This is a genomic window from Caldicellulosiruptor changbaiensis (assembly GCF_003999255.1).
Lineage (GTDB): Bacteria > Bacillota > Thermoanaerobacteria > Caldicellulosiruptorales > Caldicellulosiruptoraceae > Caldicellulosiruptor > Caldicellulosiruptor changbaiensis.
In genome coordinates this window covers 2,313,272-2,330,489 of the sequence record NZ_CP034791.1, presented here as the reverse complement: position 1 = coordinate 2,330,489, position 17,218 = coordinate 2,313,272, and the positions used below count along the sequence as shown (strand labels likewise).

General features: G+C 35.4%; 13 protein-coding genes, 1 pseudogene and 1 riboswitch. Of the genes and pseudogenes, 8 read left to right on the top strand and 6 right to left on the bottom strand.

Annotated elements, in window-relative coordinates:
* Nucleotides 1-10: 10 nt before the first annotated feature.
* On the bottom strand, nt 11-253 hold the full coding sequence (locus ELD05_RS11310) for a hypothetical protein (protein WP_127352506.1): 243 nt from the start codon (nt 251-253) through the stop codon (nt 11-13).
* Between the two features lie 362 nt (nt 254-615).
* Between ELD05_RS11310 and ELD05_RS11305 the strand changes: the two genes are divergently transcribed.
* A complete protein-coding gene (locus tag ELD05_RS11305; RefSeq protein ID WP_127352505.1) occupies nt 616-2,577 on the top strand; it encodes a glycoside hydrolase family 127 protein in 1,962 nt (653 codons plus the stop codon).
* An 81-nt stretch (nt 2,578-2,658) separates the two neighbouring features.
* On the top strand, nt 2,659-3,762 hold the full coding sequence (eutH, locus tag ELD05_RS11300) for an ethanolamine utilization protein EutH (RefSeq protein ID WP_127352504.1): 1,104 nt from the start codon (nt 2,659-2,661) through the stop codon (nt 3,760-3,762).
* Here eutH and ELD05_RS11295 read toward each other — a convergent pair.
* Both ELD05_RS11295 and ELD05_RS11290 read right to left on the bottom strand, forming a co-directional pair.
* Complete coding sequence (locus tag ELD05_RS11295; protein ID WP_127352503.1) at nt 3,759-4,658, bottom strand: polysaccharide deacetylase family protein; 900 nt, start codon at nt 4,656-4,658, stop codon at nt 3,759-3,761. The genes eutH and ELD05_RS11295 overlap by 4 nt on opposite strands.
* 208 nt (nt 4,659-4,866) lie before the next feature.
* Complete coding sequence (locus ELD05_RS11290) at nt 4,867-5,919, bottom strand: DUF2092 domain-containing protein (RefSeq protein WP_127352502.1); 1,053 nt, start codon at nt 5,917-5,919, stop codon at nt 4,867-4,869.
* A 289-nt stretch (nt 5,920-6,208) separates the two neighbouring features.
* Here ELD05_RS11290 and ELD05_RS11285 point away from each other — a divergent pair, with 289 nt between their 5' ends.
* The 3 genes from ELD05_RS11285 (at nt 6,209) to ELD05_RS11275 (ending at nt 9,738) form a co-directional block, all read left to right on the top strand.
* Nucleotides 6,209-7,879, top strand: a complete 1,671-nt coding sequence (locus tag ELD05_RS11285) for a ribulokinase (protein WP_127352501.1) — start codon at nt 6,209-6,211, stop codon at nt 7,877-7,879.
* Between the two features lie 117 nt (nt 7,880-7,996).
* The gene (locus ELD05_RS11280) at nt 7,997-9,091 is read left to right on the top strand and encodes a GntR family transcriptional regulator (protein WP_127352500.1); all 1,095 of its coding nucleotides are present in this window, start codon (nt 7,997-7,999) and stop codon (nt 9,089-9,091) included.
* 2 nt (nt 9,092-9,093) lie between these two features.
* Nucleotides 9,094-9,738: an L-ribulose-5-phosphate 4-epimerase gene (locus ELD05_RS11275; RefSeq protein ID WP_127352499.1), complete on the top strand. Its 645-nt coding sequence runs from the start codon at nt 9,094-9,096 to the stop codon at nt 9,736-9,738.
* On the opposite strand, the pseudogene ELD05_RS11270 reads toward ELD05_RS11275, so the two are convergent.
* Together ELD05_RS11270 and ELD05_RS11265 are read right to left on the bottom strand one after the other, a co-directional pair.
* Nucleotides 9,702-11,483 (bottom strand): annotated as a pseudogene (locus ELD05_RS11270) (IS1182 family transposase). The gene ELD05_RS11275 and the pseudogene ELD05_RS11270 sit on opposite strands and share 37 nt — an antisense overlap.
* A 118-nt stretch (nt 11,484-11,601) precedes the next feature.
* Nucleotides 11,602-12,960 carry a beta/alpha barrel domain-containing protein gene (locus ELD05_RS11265; protein WP_127352498.1) on the bottom strand — a complete coding sequence of 453 codons (1,359 nt, stop codon included), beginning with the start codon at nt 12,958-12,960 and terminating at the stop codon, nt 11,602-11,604.
* Nucleotides 12,961-12,965: 5 nt separating this feature from the next.
* A riboswitch (cyclic di-AMP (ydaO/yuaA leader) is annotated at nt 12,966-13,116 on the bottom strand.
* Nucleotides 13,117-13,341: 225 nt separating this feature from the next.
* Between ELD05_RS11265 and ELD05_RS11260 the strand changes: the two genes are divergently transcribed.
* Complete coding sequence (locus ELD05_RS11260) at nt 13,342-13,905, top strand: hypothetical protein (protein ID WP_127352497.1); 564 nt, start codon at nt 13,342-13,344, stop codon at nt 13,903-13,905.
* Nucleotides 13,906-13,972: 67 nt separating this feature from the next.
* On the opposite strand, the gene ELD05_RS11255 is transcribed toward ELD05_RS11260, so the two are convergent.
* Nucleotides 13,973-15,094 carry a DUF362 domain-containing protein gene (locus tag ELD05_RS11255; protein ID WP_127352496.1) on the bottom strand — a complete coding sequence of 374 codons (1,122 nt, stop codon included), beginning with the start codon at nt 15,092-15,094 and terminating at the stop codon, nt 13,973-13,975.
* Nucleotides 15,095-15,312: 218 nt separating this feature from the next.
* Here ELD05_RS11255 and ELD05_RS11250 point away from each other — a divergent pair, with 218 nt between their 5' ends.
* Together ELD05_RS11250 and pabB are read left to right on the top strand one after the other, a co-directional pair.
* Nucleotides 15,313-15,879 (top strand): anthranilate synthase component II, encoded by a 567-nt coding sequence (locus tag ELD05_RS11250; RefSeq protein ID WP_045166295.1) that lies wholly within the window; start codon nt 15,313-15,315, stop codon nt 15,877-15,879.
* A gap of 13 nt (nt 15,880-15,892) precedes the next feature.
* The gene (pabB, locus tag ELD05_RS11245) at nt 15,893-17,215 is read left to right on the top strand and encodes an aminodeoxychorismate synthase component I (RefSeq protein ID WP_408609376.1); all 1,323 of its coding nucleotides are present in this window, start codon (nt 15,893-15,895) and stop codon (nt 17,213-17,215) included.
* The last annotated feature ends 3 nt before the right edge of the window (nt 17,216-17,218 follow it).

Below are 17,218 nucleotides of genomic sequence, written 5' to 3'. Positions count from 1 at the left end.
TCCCCCTTTTTTATTCAATACTTATACCCATTTCAAAAGCTAATGACACTATTTTGTTTCGTAACTCTGAAGAATCTAAGTTTTCATTTAGGATTTTTTCTACGTTTATTCCTCTGACCATAAACTTGGTTTTTAATGTACTAGAAAGTGTCTTAGCAATAACTTCAGGTTTGTCTTTACATTTTTGCTCAATGCATTTTTGGATAAGCTCACGAGCAGAGTACTTGGTTGTTAGATAATCAATATCTTTCATTTTTTGTCCCTCCTCTCCTTATTTCAATTTTTATAGCATAAAATGAATGGAGTTGGATTTGATTTGCTAATTTATATATACCCAATTTTTGAATTATTAAAAGGAGAAAATTGTTCTAAAAAAACTTATAGATAAAAAAAGAGTAGTATTTTTTAAAATTTTAATCTCAGTTAAGCTTTGCCTTGGAATGAAGAGTTTTAAAGGCAGGCTTTAAAGTTTGACACAATCGTTCTGAAAGATGAATTTTTTTATTAAATCAAATTTCTCCACCCAAATTACTACTTTTTCAACTTGAAAAAGTAAGAGTAATGTCAGAAAATAAAGATAAAGAATAAAATTAAATGATTAGGTGGTGGAAAAATATGACTGAAAATCCTTTTACAAATTCTTTGAAATCCCCAGAAATAAAAGATGTCACTATCAAAGACCATTTCTGGGGAAAATATGTAGATCTTATTCGCGATGTAGTTGTGCCATATCAGTGGGGAATTTTAAACGACTTAGTTGATATTCCTGTCAAGAGCCATGCAATAAAAAATTTCAAGATAGCAGCAGGGCTTGAAGATGGGGAATTTGAGGGATTTGTTTTTCAAGACAGTGATGTTGCAAAGTGGTTAGAAGCAACATCATATATTCTTGAAAAGTATCCAAATCCTGATTTGGAGAAAAAGGTTGATGAGGTCATTGATATAATTGAAAAAGCTCAGTGGAAAGATGGGTATTTGAATACATATTTTACCATCAAAGAAAAGGGCAAAAGATGGACAAATTTAGAAGAGTGCCATGAACTTTACACTGCAGGACATATGATTGAAGCTGGTGTTGCTCACTTTAAAGCAACTGGAAAGACTAAGCTTTTAGATATTGTTTGCAAGCTTGCAGACCATATCTATAGTGTGTTTGGGGAAGAAGAGGGTAAGATCAGAGGCTACGATGGACATCCAGAAATAGAGCTTGCTCTTGTAAAGCTATATGAGGTAACAAACAATAGTAAATACCTTGAACTTGCAAAGTTTTTTATTGATGAGAGAGGACAAGAACCTTACTACTTCGATATAGAATGGGAAAAAAGAGGCAAAAAAGAGCATTGGCAAGGATTTAAGAAGCTTGGAAGAGAGTATTTGCAAGCACATAAACCTGTTCGAGAGCAAAGAGAAGCTGTGGGACATGCTGTCAGAGCAGTATACCTTTATTCTGGCATGGCCGATGTTGCTTATTATACAAAAGATAAAGAGCTCTATGAGGTATGTGAAGTTCTGTTTGATGATATAAGAAATAGAAAGATGTACATTACAGGTGCAATTGGTTCATCTGCGCATGGCGAGGCATTTACATTTGAATACGATTTGCCAAATGCTGCTGCGTATGCTGAGACTTGCGCATCTGTAGGGCTTGTGTTTTTTGCCCATCGGATGAATAGAATAAAACCACACCGCAAGTACTACGATGTTGTAGAAAGAGCTCTTTATAACACTATAATAGGAGCTATGTCACAAGATGGCAAAAAGTATTTTTATGTTAACCCTCTTGAGGTATTTCCCAAAGAATGCGAGAAGAGATTTGACAGACACCATGTAAAACCAGAACGTCAACCTTGGTTTGGCTGTGCTTGCTGCCCACCAAATGTGGCAAGACTATTGGCTTCTATTGGTAAGTATATTTATTTGTACAATAACAATGAAATATATGTAAACTTGTATATTGGCAGTGAGGCTGAATTTTCAATTAATAACCAAAAAGTAAAAATCGTACAAAATTCAAGCTATCCATTTAATGATGAGGTCAATTTTAAAATAATTGCTGATGGAGAAGTGTATTTTACCCTTAATTTGAGAATTCCAAGCTGGTGTGATAAGTTTGAAATCAAAATCAATGGAGAGCTTTTGACCGGTTTTAACTTAAAAGATGGCTATGTTTCAATAACACGCGGCTGGAAATCAAATGATAGGATAGAGATTATACTTCCAACTCAGCTGAAAAGAGCATATTCAAATCCTCTTGTGAGAGAAAATATTGGCAAAGTTGCAATAGTAAAAGGTCCTGTTGCTTTTTGCATTGAAGAGGCAGACAATGGGGATAATCTTCATTTAGTTTCTGTTGATAGAAATAGCAGTTTGGAACTCCAGTTTGATGAAAAATTGCTAAATGGAATTTATGTAGTTTATGCACACGGTTACAAAATTTGGAGAGACGATTTTGAAGATCAACTTTATAAAACTGATTTTGAGACCAGATATCAACCTACAAAGGTAAAATTTATTCCATACTTTGCGTGGGGAAATAGAGGAAAAGGAGAAATGAGAGTGTGGGTGTATGAGAAATAGAGAATTAAATAGTTTTTTGTAAATAGAATGTGTGATAAAATATTGTGAAAAATGGGATAAGGAAAAGGAAGAGGTCTCAGAATGCTGATTAATAAAATTCTATTCTACCTTTTTTCTACTTCTTTTGCCTTGGGATTGTTAGACAAGATCATAGGAGATAAATTCAAACTTGCTTCAAAAGCCGAAGAAGGCTTTGTGATTATGGCAAGGGCAATATTTTCAATGACGGGAATACTTTATTTGTATCCATTTTTGAGCTTTATATTAATAAGTCCTTCAAGGTTTTTAGCAAGGCTATTTCAAAGCGATGGGGCAGTTCTGATATCATGTATTTTACCTATAGACATGGGTGGGTATCATATTTCCAATGAAGTTTCAAAAGATGAAACATCAAAATTGATAGGTGGTGTTTTATTGAGCTCTACTTTGGGGGCAAGTATAGGTTTTACATATCCTGTTGCGTTTGGAATATTAAAAAAAGAATACAGGGATGAGTTTATTAGAGGCAGCCTTATAGGAATTATATGTATTCCCGCAGGTATTCTTTTGACATCTATTTTTTACAGGCTTGACGTTTTAAAAGTTTTCAGACTAATATTCTTTGTTATAGCAATTGTGATTATATTAGCTTTTGGAATTGCTAAAGAATGGTTTATTTTAATAGATTTGATGAAAATTTTGGGCAAGGCAATGAACATCTTGAATTTAGTTGGTCTTATATTTTTAGGTTTTCACATTCTAACCGGCAGAGCAATTTTACCTTACAAAACTGCTTTAGATGAGAGCATAAAACTGCCTTTGAAAATGGCAATTTTAATAGCAGGAAGCTATGTATTTTTCTCAATTGTTTATAATGTGTTAATAAAATATTCTGGTTTTGTCAGAAAGTACCTAACGTTAAATCAACAGGGGATAGAAGGAATGATGATACTTTTGATAAATTGTGTTCCCACACTTTATCTTTATGAGAAGATGGATTCTAAGTCAAGAATTATAAATGCTGCATTGAGTATTACAACTGCTTCTGTTGTGGGCCCACAATTAGGATTTTTAGGTGCAGTTGCACCTTCATATATATCAATTTTCCTCTTTAATAAGCTTATAAGTGGTCTTCTTGCTATAGGAGGGACAGTTTTGTATCTGAGATATAAAAGCAAACAGCTATATAAATATGAAAATCCCTAACTCCTTCGGAGTATAGGGATGCTTTTTCTTCTGTTCACATTAACACCAACTGAAGGTCGGTTTTTATAATTATTCTTTTGTTTTTTTTCTGAATAATCTTCAAAATACTTTCCTTCTACAATCCTTACAAACTGCTGAAAAGAAATTTTATCTGAAATAGTGAACCTTGGAAGCTCGTATGGACTGCTGTTTGATGTTACGTACCCTTTTTTTGTTGTAAAAGCAAGCTTATAATTAAAGGATTTTAAAATCTCAATTATTACTTCATTATATCCACCAAACGGGTATGCAAAATAAGGTGATTGAACTACCATCTGACCATTTATAAAATCAAAGAGAATGTCAAGCATGCTGTACTGCAAAAGTGCAGGTTTGCCATTTATGATTTTATGCATATCATATGTGTGAGAGCCAAACTCGAACACATCAGAGTATTTTACCATGTCTTCTAAATTAAGGTATTCAAATTCATCAGGTCTATTTGACTTGTCTATAACAGTTTTTCCAATTACAAAGATACAAGATTTAAAACCATATCTTTTTAAAATTGGGTATGCTAATGTAACATTGTTTTTGTATCCGTCATCCATTGTGATTACTACAGAATTTTTTGGTGGTGTATACTCGCCTTTTAAAAATCTATATAGCTCATCCATCGTCAATGTCTTAAAGTTTTTTCTATAAAGATAGTCCATTTGAATTTCAAAATTTTCAACAGAAGTGACTGTACTATGGTTGCATTTTACAGCTTCTTCTTTGTCTTTATAAAAATAATGATAAACCAGTACTGGTATTTTGGTTTCTTCTCGTTGAGCAGAAACGTAAATTGGAAACAATAATATTAAGGAAATTGCAACTATTGTTAATACTGCGATGAAATATTTTGTCTTTTGCATCTTAAAATTTCACCTTCTTTTGTAGCCAGTCTTTCTCCCATAAGACGCAACATTATTTGATTATAAGGGTAGTTTGTGTGAATATAATTAAAAGAATGTTACAGAAATTTGGAAAGAGAGTTTATCGAAATACAAAAAAATAAAAGAGGCTGCCGCATTTTGACAGCCTCCTTCGCAAATCTCATTTTTTCGAATTTATATTTTTACTTTATTTTAATTGCTGAATCTTAGTTGCAAAGCCTTCCAAAAGTTTTAAGATGCTTGACAAGTCAGGTTGGACATTTTGCCGTTTTATCATGCTTTCATTTATTTGCAAAAACTTTACATCATTTCCAGTTGTAATATTACTTATCTCAATTCTTGAAGAAACACCACTGTTGTTTGCAGGCATGTTTTTAATTATAATCTTTACAATTTTATTTGTCTTTTGGTCTAAATAAAAGCTTACTTTGTAGTCATCCAATTTTAATAAGTTCACTGATGAAGAAATTGTATTTTCAATCTGTTTTGTAATTTGAGTTCCGCTGATTGAAGCAGGGTCTACATTTAAAGATTTTAAAGCTTGCTTTTCTTCATCTGTCAATGTTTTAAGATATAAATCTATCATTGGCGAAAACTGGGAGAGGATTGTTCTTGTACTTGAAAGCAAAAGATCTTTTGCTGCAGGCTCTATAACTTTGCCAGGCAAAGTTGTTGTCAGCACATAGCAGTCAACGTTTTTGCCAAAAGCTAAAGTTTTTGTCCTATAAGCACCTTTTACAATAGAAGGTGTCTGTGAACTGAGATAGTTCAAAACTGTTTGATTGAACTTATTTAGGTTTTGAGAAAGTGGTGTGTCTAACATATTAATTGAGAGCCACAAACTTGCAGGGATGCTGGTTTCTATATATTTATTGTCTTTTGTATCCAGTATATAAACCTTTTGACCATTTACATAAATTGTTGAAGTTGAATTTCCTTTTTTGGCTTGAACAAAGAATTTTTTGTTTTTCCTATCTGCAGATATTTTGTAGCTACTTGTATTATTTACCAGAACATTTACACCAAAGCCTATTGATTTTTGGCCGTTGGAGGTAGTGGTTATGTCACACGAAATTGGAAGGTCAGGATTCAAAAGCTTGGCAAGTTCAGTTTTAAAAGCTTTTTCTAAAGGATTTGATGAGGATTGTTGAGTTTGGGCTGCTGGTACAAAGGGCGCTGAAATGAAAAGGATAAAACTTATAATTGTAAATAAGGCAAATAATTTTTTGAAACTTTTCATTCTTTCTCACCTCCAGATTAAATCTTTCTCGGAGTATTAACACTTTCTATATAAAATTATATCACTCTTTTTAAAAAAGTGACCATTCGTTTTGTTTTTTCGCTCTTTTAATTCTTCCATCTTTTTCCCATAAATCAACTTTGTGTAAAAATGGTTTGAGTGGAATACATACTTAAATTGTATATATACAACTTTTTTTATCCTTTCTCTTTTGTTCTTTTTGCATATATGCTACTATATTTTTAAAGAAACATGTATGCACAAGCAAAAGGGGAAAAGGGGGATTTTTATGGCAAAGTTTAGTATAGGAATTGATTTTGGGACACAGTCAGGAAGGGCAGTGCTTGTAAATGTGGAGACAGGTGAAGAGGTTGCAACAAGTGTGAAAGAGTACACTCATGGAGTCATGGACGAGAGCTTGCCAGATGGTACAAAACTTCCTCATGACTGGGCACTTCAACATCCACAGGATTATATAGAGGTTTTGGCAACAACCGTTCCAGATGTCTTGAAAAAAGCAGGTGTTTCCAAAGACGATGTGATTGGAATAGGAATTGACTTTACAGCCTGCACTATGCTTCCTATCAAAAAGGATGGGACACCGCTTTGTGAGCTTCCAAAGTTCAAATCAAATCCTCATGCCTATGTTAAGCTGTGGAAACACCATGCTGCTCAAAAGTATGCAAACAGGCTAAATAGAATAGCACAAGAGCGAGGAGAGAAGTTTTTGCAAAGATATGGGGGAAAGATTTCATCCGAATGGCTATTCCCCAAAATCATGCAGATTTTAGAAGAAGCACCAGAGGTGTATGAAGAAGCGGATAGATTTATCGAGGCTGCTGACTGGATTGTAATGAAGATGACAGGGGTTGAGAAGAGAAACTCATGCACAGCAGGATATAAAGCTATCTGGAGCAAGAGGGAAGGATATCCTTCAAAAGAGTTTTTCAGGGCGCTTCATCCAAGACTTGAGAATGTTGTTGATGAAAAGCTATCCCGCGACATATATCCCATTGGTCAGAAAGCTGGAGAGCTCACAGAGGAGATGGCAAAGCTAATGGGCTTAAATCCTGGGACAGCTGTTGCAGTTGCAAATGTTGATGCTCATGTGTCAGTTCCTGCTGTTGGGATTACTGATATTGGCAAGATGCTGATGATAATCGGAACATCTACATGCCACATGCTTTTGTGGAACGAAGAGAAGATGGTGCCTGGTATCTGTGGGTATGTCGAAGATGGAATTTTACCTGGTTTTTATGGGTATGAGGCAGGTCAGAGCTGTGTTGGTGACCATTTTGAATGGTTTGTTGAAAACTGCGTGCCAGCGACATATTTTGATGAGGCAAAACAAAAAGGGCTCAATATATATCAGCTTCTAAAAGAAAAAGCAAAAGCATTAAAACCTGGTCAAAGCGGTCTTTTGGCGCTTGACTGGTGGAATGGTAACAGGTCAATTCTGGTTGATGCAGACCTCACTGGTATGATGCTTGGCATGACCTTAACTACAAAGCCAGAGGAGATGTACAGGGCACTGATTGAGGCAACAGCGTATGGCACAAAGATAATAATTGACAATTTCAATGAGCATGGCATTGAGGTAAGAGAGCTTTATGCGTGTGGTGGGATTGCTGAGAAAGACGAGCTTTTGATGCAGATTTATGCTGATGTGACAGGGCTTGAGATAAAAGTGTCTGCATCACCTCAAACACCAGCACTTGGTTCTGCAATGTTTGGTGCAGTTGCTGCAGGAAAAGAAAAAGGTGGTTATGACAGCATATTTGAGGCTGCAAAGAAGATGGCAAAGTTAAAAGACTATTCTTACAAGCCAAATCCAAAAAATCATGAGATTTACAAAAAGCTCTACAGAGAATACAGAATTCTTCACGACTACTTTGGCCGTGGAGCAAATGATGTGATGAAGAGGCTTAAAGAGATAAAAGAAGAAGTTTCAAGGATGTAAAGCTTTTAGGTCTTTTAATCCTTCAAAAACAGGCTACCCTTTTAAGAAGCTTTCCGAGCTTTTGAAGGGTGGCCTGCGAGTTAAATAATGGTATTGATTTAAAATTTTTTAAGTGGTATGATAAAAATAAACTTGTATGGACAAGATGATGATAAAATGAGCAAAACCAAATATGAGATTATAAAAGATTTCATTATTGAAGGAATTAACTCTGGCAAGTTCAAAGAGGGCGAGAAGATTTATTCAGAAAATATGCTTGCAAGAAAGTTCAAAGTTTCTCGTCACACGGTAAGAAGAGCTATAATGGAACTTGAGTTTGAAGGGCTTCTTGTGTCTCAAAAGGGAAGAGGAACGTTTGTTGTAAAGAAAAGTGCTGACAGCTCTAAATGCATTGCTGTTCTGACAACATTTATATCAGACTACATCTTTCCCCTGATTATAAGAGGAATTGAAAAGGTGATAGCACATGAAGGGTACGGGCTTTTGCTATTTTCAACCGACAACAGCTACGAATTTGAAAGATATCACTTAGAGAGCATAATAAACAATCCAAACATAGACGCTGTCATAATAGAGCCAACAAAAAGTGCCTTGCCTTCTAAAAATCAAGACCTTTACAGAAAACTTATACAAAAAGAGATTCCTGTAATTTTCATCAACACTATTTTACAAGAGGTAGCACAAAACTACATAATAACCAAAGACCAGTCGGCAGTTTATAAGCTTACTCAGAGTCTTATAAAAAGTGGGTGCAAAAAGCTTCTGGGCATTTTCAAAGGAGACGATTTGCAGGGGATAAAAAGGTATAGTGGGTTTGAAAAAGCATGCAAGGAGGCACAAGCAGAGTTTAATGCAATCTTTTTTACAAGTGAGGAGTACAATTTTGTTCATAACAGAGCAGCTGAAATCATCTCAAGAGAAAGATTTGATGCTGCTGTTTGTTACAACGACAAGATTGCCCTTCCTCTTTGTGTAAAGCTAAAAGAAATGGGATTTAGAATTCCTCAGGATATATCAGTTACGGGATATGACAATTCACTTCTTTCTACACTGACAGAAATAAAGCTCACAACAGTTGAGCACCCGAAAGAAAAGCTTGGAGAGATGGCAGCAAAGGCAGCAGTTGCCATGATAAAGAAGAATAGAAAAGGTGTCAAGGAAGAGGTTGAATGTGAGATAATCTTCAGAAATTCAACAAAAGGAGGATTTTGAAAATGCTTGAGAGTTTGAAAGAGCTTGTTTGCAAATACAATCTTTATCTTCCAAAATTTGGTCTTGTCACATGGACATCTGGTAACGTCTCAGCACGCGACCCTGAGACAAACCTTGTTGTCATAAAACCATCAGGTGTGATGTACGATGATTTGACACCTGATAAGATGGTTGTTGTTGATATGGACGGAAATGTTGTTGAAGGAAATTTAAAACCGTCAACAGACACTCTTACTCATCTTTATGTATACAAGCACATGCCACACATAAATGCTGTTGTCCATACACATTCTAACTATGCAACAGCGTTTGCAGCACTGGGCCAGCCAATAAAAGTATATTTGACAGCAATTGCTGATGAGTTTGGCTGTGAGATTCCATGCGGACCGTATGCTCAGATTGGTGGTGAGGACATAGGCAAGGTAATAGTTGAGTATATAGGAGAAAGTCCGGCAATTCTTCTTCAAAACCATGGAGTATTTACAATAGGAAGGACTGTTGATGAGGCAGTAAAAGCGGCTGTTATGGTAGAAGATGTTGCAAAAACAGTGTTTATTGCAAAGATGATGGGCGAGCCTATCGAAATTCCGCTTGATGAGGTAAAAAGAGCTCATGAGAGATACATGACAAAATATGGACAAAAATGAGCATATTTTTGAACCAACCCCCAGCACAAAAAGGTTTTATTATACAAAGCACAAGGGGCTGTCCCAAAACAATAATTTTTAATAACCAGAATCGGGCATTTGATGCTATTAAATACCAATATTGAACTATATAGCAAACAAAAAAAGGGTTGGGTGGCAGTTTTACCCCAGCCCTCTATTATTATCTTCGCTAATTTTTCTATGTTATAGGCAATACAAACCAAACCCCACTCAAGTTTTACACCCTTAATACCCCTGAGCAGGAACCTCCTAAATCCTTTATTGTTCTTTATTATCCCAAATACTGTCTCAACTTCTATCTTCCTCTTTTCGTAAATTTCTTTGCCTTCTTCACTCAATAGCCTTTGCCTTACCTCTTCCTTCAATTTCTCTAACCTTGGTCTTACACTAAATCTCTTCTTCCATCTTTTACCTTTATAACATTTTTCTCTGTATTCACAGCCATTACAAATATCTTCACATTGATATACCTTCTCATAACTTACAAATCCTCTCTCATTTGCACTTATCTTCGGATACAAATATTTAGCCTTCTTACCAGCAGGACAAACATAGGCATCTTCTTCAGCTATGTACTCCCAGTTCCTTACATTGAAAATATCTTTCTTAAACCTCCTTGTCTGCTCCAAGTCAAATGTGTTATACTTAATGTAGCTATTAATGCCACATTTTTTCAGATGAAGGTAGTTTTCTTCAGACCCATAGCCACTATCTGCCACAACATTCTTGGGTGTGAATCCTGTCATCTTCTTCACAACCTAAAGATGCTCTTTTAGGCAGACAGTGTCTGTGGGACTTTGGTGGATGCTAAAACCTATCACAAATCGGTTCTGTGTGCCGATTTGTACATTATACCCAGGTTTTAGCATCCCATTTTTCATATGGTCATCCTTCATCCTCATGAATGTGGCATCATTGTCTGTCTTAGAAAAGCTGTTTCTGCCATTTAAAATTGCCTCATAATTCTCATACTTTTTGAGTCTGAAAACACAATCATTTTTCAATACCTTTACCAGCTTCTTTACTCTTTTTTCTTTTCTTTTGCTTTTAAACTCAGCCTCCTCAAGTTTTTGATTTATTTGCTCAATCTTTTCTTCTAACTGCTTGCTATCATAGTCAGCTTCTAACTTTACATCTAAATCTCCCAATGCTTTATCTTCCTCTTCATTTATTTTTTCAATCTCTTCGATTATGTTTTTCACTTTCTCTCTTAACTTTTTTTCGAAAGTTCTTGTACTTTTAGCCCAAACAAAAGAATACTTGTTTGCATTAGCTTCAACTTTTGTCCCATCGAGATAATAATAGTCGAAGTTTACATACCCTAACTCTATAAGAAGTTTAACCACCTCAGCAAAGATATTTTCAATTGCCTCTCCCAAAATTTCTTTTCTAAATCTATTGATAGTTCTGAAATCAGGAGCTTGATATTTTGAAAGCCACATAAAAGTAATGTTTTCTCGTAAAGCCCGAGCTATTTTTCTCGATGAATAAATACCTTGTATGTAAGCATAGATTAAAACTTTTAATAACATCAGTGGATGATAACTACTTGTACCACCACCTTTGTACTTTTCCATTATGGTTGATATATCTATCTTATCAATGATTTTATCAATTACTCTGACCAAATGATTTTGAGGGATAAAAGCTTCTGGGTCGATAGGCATTAAATATTGGTATGGATTGTAATTTTTGAAGACAATTTTATCATGTTTACGAGCCATGGGTTATCACCTCATGTTATCATTTTTGATATATTATATCAAAAATATATCACTATGTCAAAAGAGCAAAATTAAAGGGACTGTCCATTCATCTTTTTGGACAGCCCCTTGCTTTATTTTATATACCAAATACCTCTTTTACAACCTCTTTTAACTCTTCATCACTTATTGATGTATTTCTTCCATTTTCATATTGACTGTCTACCCACTCTTTAACCTTCTGAACCCTTAGGTCTTTTTTATCAACCTGTATGTCAATGCCGCTGTCTTTAAAATACCTGTTTATCCAGATTACAATTCCTGCAACACCTGAGTATGCATCTATAATAACCTTTGGTGGTCTTCCCAAGATTTTACCTGTATCAAATATATTGTAGATTTCCTCATCCTTCATAAGTCCATCTGCATGAATTCCTGCCCGTGTTGCGTTAAAGTTCTCGCCAACAAAAGGCGTCATTGGAGGAATCTCATACCCGATTTCTTTCTTGAAATACTCAGCAATCTCAGATATCACAGCAACATTCATACCGTCTGCCGACCCTCTTATCTGAATATATTCCATCACCATTGCCTCTAATGGAGTGTTGCCGGTTCGCTCACCTATTCCCAAAAGAGATGTGTTTACCATTGAGGCACCATAAAGCCATGCCATTGTTGAGTTTATGACTGCCTTGTAAAAATCGTTATGGCCATGCCACTCAAGCCACTCAGATGGCACCTCACCATAGTTTACAATCCCATAGATTATTTGAGGCACGCTTCTTGGAAGAGCCACCCCCGGTATTGGTGAGCCAAGTCCTAAGGTATCACAAGCTCTGATTTTAACAGGCATCTTTGCCTCTTTTGAAAGCTTCATAAGCTCATTTATAAACGGCAGGACAAACCCGTAAAAGTCTGCGCGTGTGATGTCTTCAAAGTGGCAGCGTGGTATAATTCCTGCCTCAAGGGCTGATGACACAATCTCTAAGTATTGTTTCATTGCCTGGCTTCGTGTCATCTTGAGCTTCTTAAAAATGTGATAGTCCGAACATGAAACCAAAATTCCTGTTTCCTTGATACCAAGGCTCTTTACAATCTCAAAGTCCTCTTTTTTTGCACGAATCCAAGCAGTCACTTTTGGAAAATCATAGCCTTTTTCTAAACACTTTAAAACTACTTCCTTGTCCTGCTTTGAGTACACAAAAAACTCTGTGTGAAGAATAACGCCACTTCCATTATCAAGCTCATGCAAGTAGTCATAAATTCTACAGATTTGTTCAACAGTGTAAGGCGAGCGTGATTGCTGGCCGTCTCTGAAAGTTGTGTCGGTAATATAAAGTTTTTCTGGCACGTTCATGGGCACAATCCTGTGGTTGAAAACAAGCCTTGGTACTTCATTGTAAGGATAGATGTTCCTGAAAAGATTTGGCTCTTCAACATCCCTGAACTGATACTCAATCTCAAGAATGTGAGTTTTTGGATTAAATTTAACATTCATAAAAACATACCTCCCTTTCAAAGCTTCGGGGGTTAGCTGACGGGTTCGGGCAGAAAGGGATATTTGCCCTACAAGGCAAGATGCCTTGATTCACCCCGAAAAAGTGGGTCCCCCCTATCCTGTGCTTTTTACACAGGAATTCAGCTTTGTTATAAGTATTATGATACCATTATGATACCAAAGAAAAAGATAATAAACAAGAGATTTAGAATTAATATCGAAACAAAATTTTTAAAATTACTAAGGTAGTATGATATATTAATATATTCATGGAAAAAAGGAAAATAACTGTTGATTTCTTTTATTTTAAATGTTACTATTACAATATAAAGGTACAAAAATAATAAAATACTTGTTCATTAAAAAGGTGGGAAAAATAAAATGAAAAAATTTTATATAGTTATATTAGCGATATTGATTTTGGTGTTTGTGTTTATTACTATTACAAAAGAAAGTTTTTCGATTGCGCTTTGGAGAGCAGGATTCAGTTCTTCTAATATCCAAACATTGGCGAGAAGTTTTGATGATAATGGGAATGAAATTAAAGTCATAAAAACAAGTTCAAAAAAACATGATATTGTTCTTGTTTATTTAGTTAAAAACAAATTTGGGTTTTGGAAGGTTGGATATTTTACAACATCTTCTTCTAATAAATTAGCAGTTATTGGATGGATGAAATGGAGTGCTATTAGAAGGTTTAAGTTGGATGAGGATCCTCTTTTTGAAGCTGAAAATCACAGAATTTATTATGGCAACAATGCCATAAAGCGTATAGAGTTTTTCCCTGGTCAAATTCCTGAAAACGTTGCAGTAAGTATTTGGCAAACTGGTAAAGAATATTACATTCATCTCGTTTGTTTCGAAACAGGTAAGGATAGTCCATTGAATAGTATTGATATATATTCTCTATTACTGAAAAATAAATGTATAGCAAATTTGAGATAATAGAAAATATTATATGAAAGGGGCTCTCCACCTATTTTTTGGACAGCCCCTAAATTTATTGCGCAATTTAAACTTTGATCAGCTCATACTCCAAACTTCCAAGTCCAATCTCTTGAGCATGTTTTAATGCTACTCTCCAGTCTGTGTCAGGATGAATGCTCTTGAACCTGTCAATCTTGCCGTCAACCTCAATGTGTTTTGCCTTTTCAAACACAGACCCAGCTGGTGTGAATGCAGAGCTATTTACAAGGTCAACACATGCCTTATCCAAGGCAACAGGGTCAAATGACGCAGCTATGCCGATGTCTGGTGCAATAGGAATATCATTGTGTGACCAGCAGTCACAGTCAGGTGATATGTTCATTATAAAGTTTACATGAAAATGAGGCTTGTCTTTGAGCACCGCATATGCATACTCAGCAATCTTTTCGCTTGCAATTGATGCAGCCTCATCCCACTTGACTGTTGCTGCGCCAAACTGACAAACAGCAACGCACTGACCACATCCAACACACTTTTCATAGTCAATGACTGCTTTTTTCTTCTCATTCAAAGTTATAGCAAGCTGAGCACAGCTTTTGACGCACATGCCACAGCCCACACATTTTGATGTCTTTATAACCGGCTTTGAGGATGAGTGCATAAAAAGCTTTCCGCCGCGCGAGCCTGAACCCATTCCAATGTTTTTGATAGCACCACCAAACCCTGTCATCTCATGACCTTTAAAGTGGTTCATTGAGATTATAATATCAGCATCTGCAATGGCAGAGCCAATCTTTGCTTTTTGTGTATGCTTGAGGTTTACCTCAATTTCCCTGTACTCTGTTCCTTTGAGCCCATCTGCAATGATAACATGACAGCCAAGCACAAGCGGGTTAAACCCATTTTCATACGCAGCTTCTAAGTGGTCCAGAGCATTGCTTCTTCTTCCCGTGTAAAGTGTGTTCGCATCTGTCACGAACGGTTTTCCACCAAGGCTTTTGATGAGTTTTACAATCCTTGCGACATAGTTTGGTCTTATATACGCAAGGTTTCCTGGTTCTCCAAAGTGGACCTTGATAGCAACAAACTTGTTTTTAAAATCGATTGTTTCAATCCCTGCCTTTTTCACAAGATTTTCAAGCTTGTCAAGCATATTATACCCCGGTTTGGTTTTAAAGTCTGTGAAATACACCTTTGATGCAGCCATGTTCTGTTCCTATCCTCCTTCAAAAACTTTCTGTGAGAAAAATTATAATCCTTTTTTTTGATTTGTGAATAGCTCATTTTTACACAAAACTACAAATATTTTAAAACGTTTGATATCAAGCTTCTTGCATTAATAATACAATAGCTGAAATGAAGTTTACAAGAGTGCACTTTTTTGATATAAAGTATCATATATGATACTCTTAGAGTGGGGTAAAAATGGTGTTGATTATTGACAACTTTGACTCGTTTACATATAATCTATACAATTATTTTCTAAGATTAGGTGAAAAAACAATTGTAAAAAACAGAGATGAGATTGACATTGGATATATCTATAGCTTAAACCCTACATATATAGTTTTGTCTCCCGGACCGGGAAGACCTGACGATGACAGAATTCTATTTGAAATAATAGATAACTTTAAAGAAAGCAAAAAGATTCTTGGGGTGTGTTTGGGTCATCAGGCAATAGGGATGTACTTTGGTGCAAGGCTTACAAAGGCAAAAAGACCTATGCATGGGATTGTAGATACAATAGATCACGATGGAAAAGGAATTTTTAAAGGATTGAAAAATCCTTTAAATGTCACAAGATATCATTCGCTTATATTGGAAAGAAATAGCATAGACAATACAGATCTTGTAATCACTGCAAAGACAAAAGACGGTGAGGTTATGGGTATAAGGCATAAGTTTTACAAAATTGAAGGTGTTCAGTTTCATCCAGAGTCAATTGCAACTAAACAGGGTCTTTTGATGATAAAAAACTTTTTAAGAGGGTGAAAATTTGTTAAAGATACAAGTTATAAGTGATTTTGGTGAGCCATTTTGTGTATTTTTTAATTTAAAAGAGGATTTTTCTGTTCTTCTTGAGAGCAATCTCTATAACAAAAGCTATGGAAGATATTCGTTTTTATTTTTAAGACCAAAAGAGGTTTTTATATGCCATGACCATGATGATAGCTTTGAATATTTAGAAAAGCTTTCAAAAGAAGTTTCAAAGAGAAGAAAAGATTCAGATTTTATTTTCAACGGTGGGTTTGCAGGGTATTTTTCATACAACTTTGGTGTTGACTTATATAAAGTTGAAAGAAAAAGAGACTTTTCTTGTGTGTATAAAGCCTTTTTTGGATATTATGAGGATTTTATAGTCTTTGACCATCTTAGCAAAGAGATTTATATAAACCTTTCTTCGAAAAAAGCCTTAGAAAAAGTAAAAGAGATTATCTGGGCACAAAAAGATTGTACACAGTATAAAGATTTTGAAAAGCCGGTTGTCTTGTCTGTTTTGCCAAATTTTGAAAAAGAAGAGTATAAAAAGTGTATAAAGAGGATTAAAGATTATATTTATGAAGGCGATGTGTATCAGGTTAACCTTTCACAGCGTTTTGTGTTCAAAGGAAAGTTTGACCCTGATTATTTATACTTTTGTTTGCGAAACAGAAACTTTGGTGCATACCATGCATACATAAAACTCCCAAATGCAAGCATAATTTCAACATCTCCTGAGCTTTTTTTGAGAAAAAGAGGCTCTGAGATTATAACAAAGCCTATTAAAGGTACAATCAGGCGAGGGGAAAGTGCAGATGAAGACAAGGTTTTAAAAGAAAAACTTTTTAATGATACAAAATGCCGATCAGAGCTTTTGATGATTGTAGATCTTGAAAGAAACGATTTTGCAAAAGTCTGCAGACCCCGGTCAATTGAGGTGCCAAAACTTTTGGAGGTAGAAAGCTACTCAAGTGTATTTCACTTAGTTTCAACAATAAAAGGTGAAATAAACTCTGGGGTCATGCTTTCTGACATAATTAAAGCTACATTTCCGGGTGGGTCTATCACAGGTGCACCAAAATTAAATGCGATAAAGATAATTGAAGAGCTTGAAAAAGACCCAAGAGGAGTTTACACTGGTTCTATTGGTTATATAGCAAATAATTTCAATATGGATTTTAACATTGCAATAAGAACTCTGGTTTTAGAAGGCGAAAGTAGCTATTTTAATGTCGGTGGCGGAATTGTGTGGGATTCTGATGAGGAAGAGGAGTACAAAGAGACTTTGTACAAGGGAAAACCATTTTTTGAGATATTAGGCTGCAGAGAGTTTATAGAAAATATTTGAAAT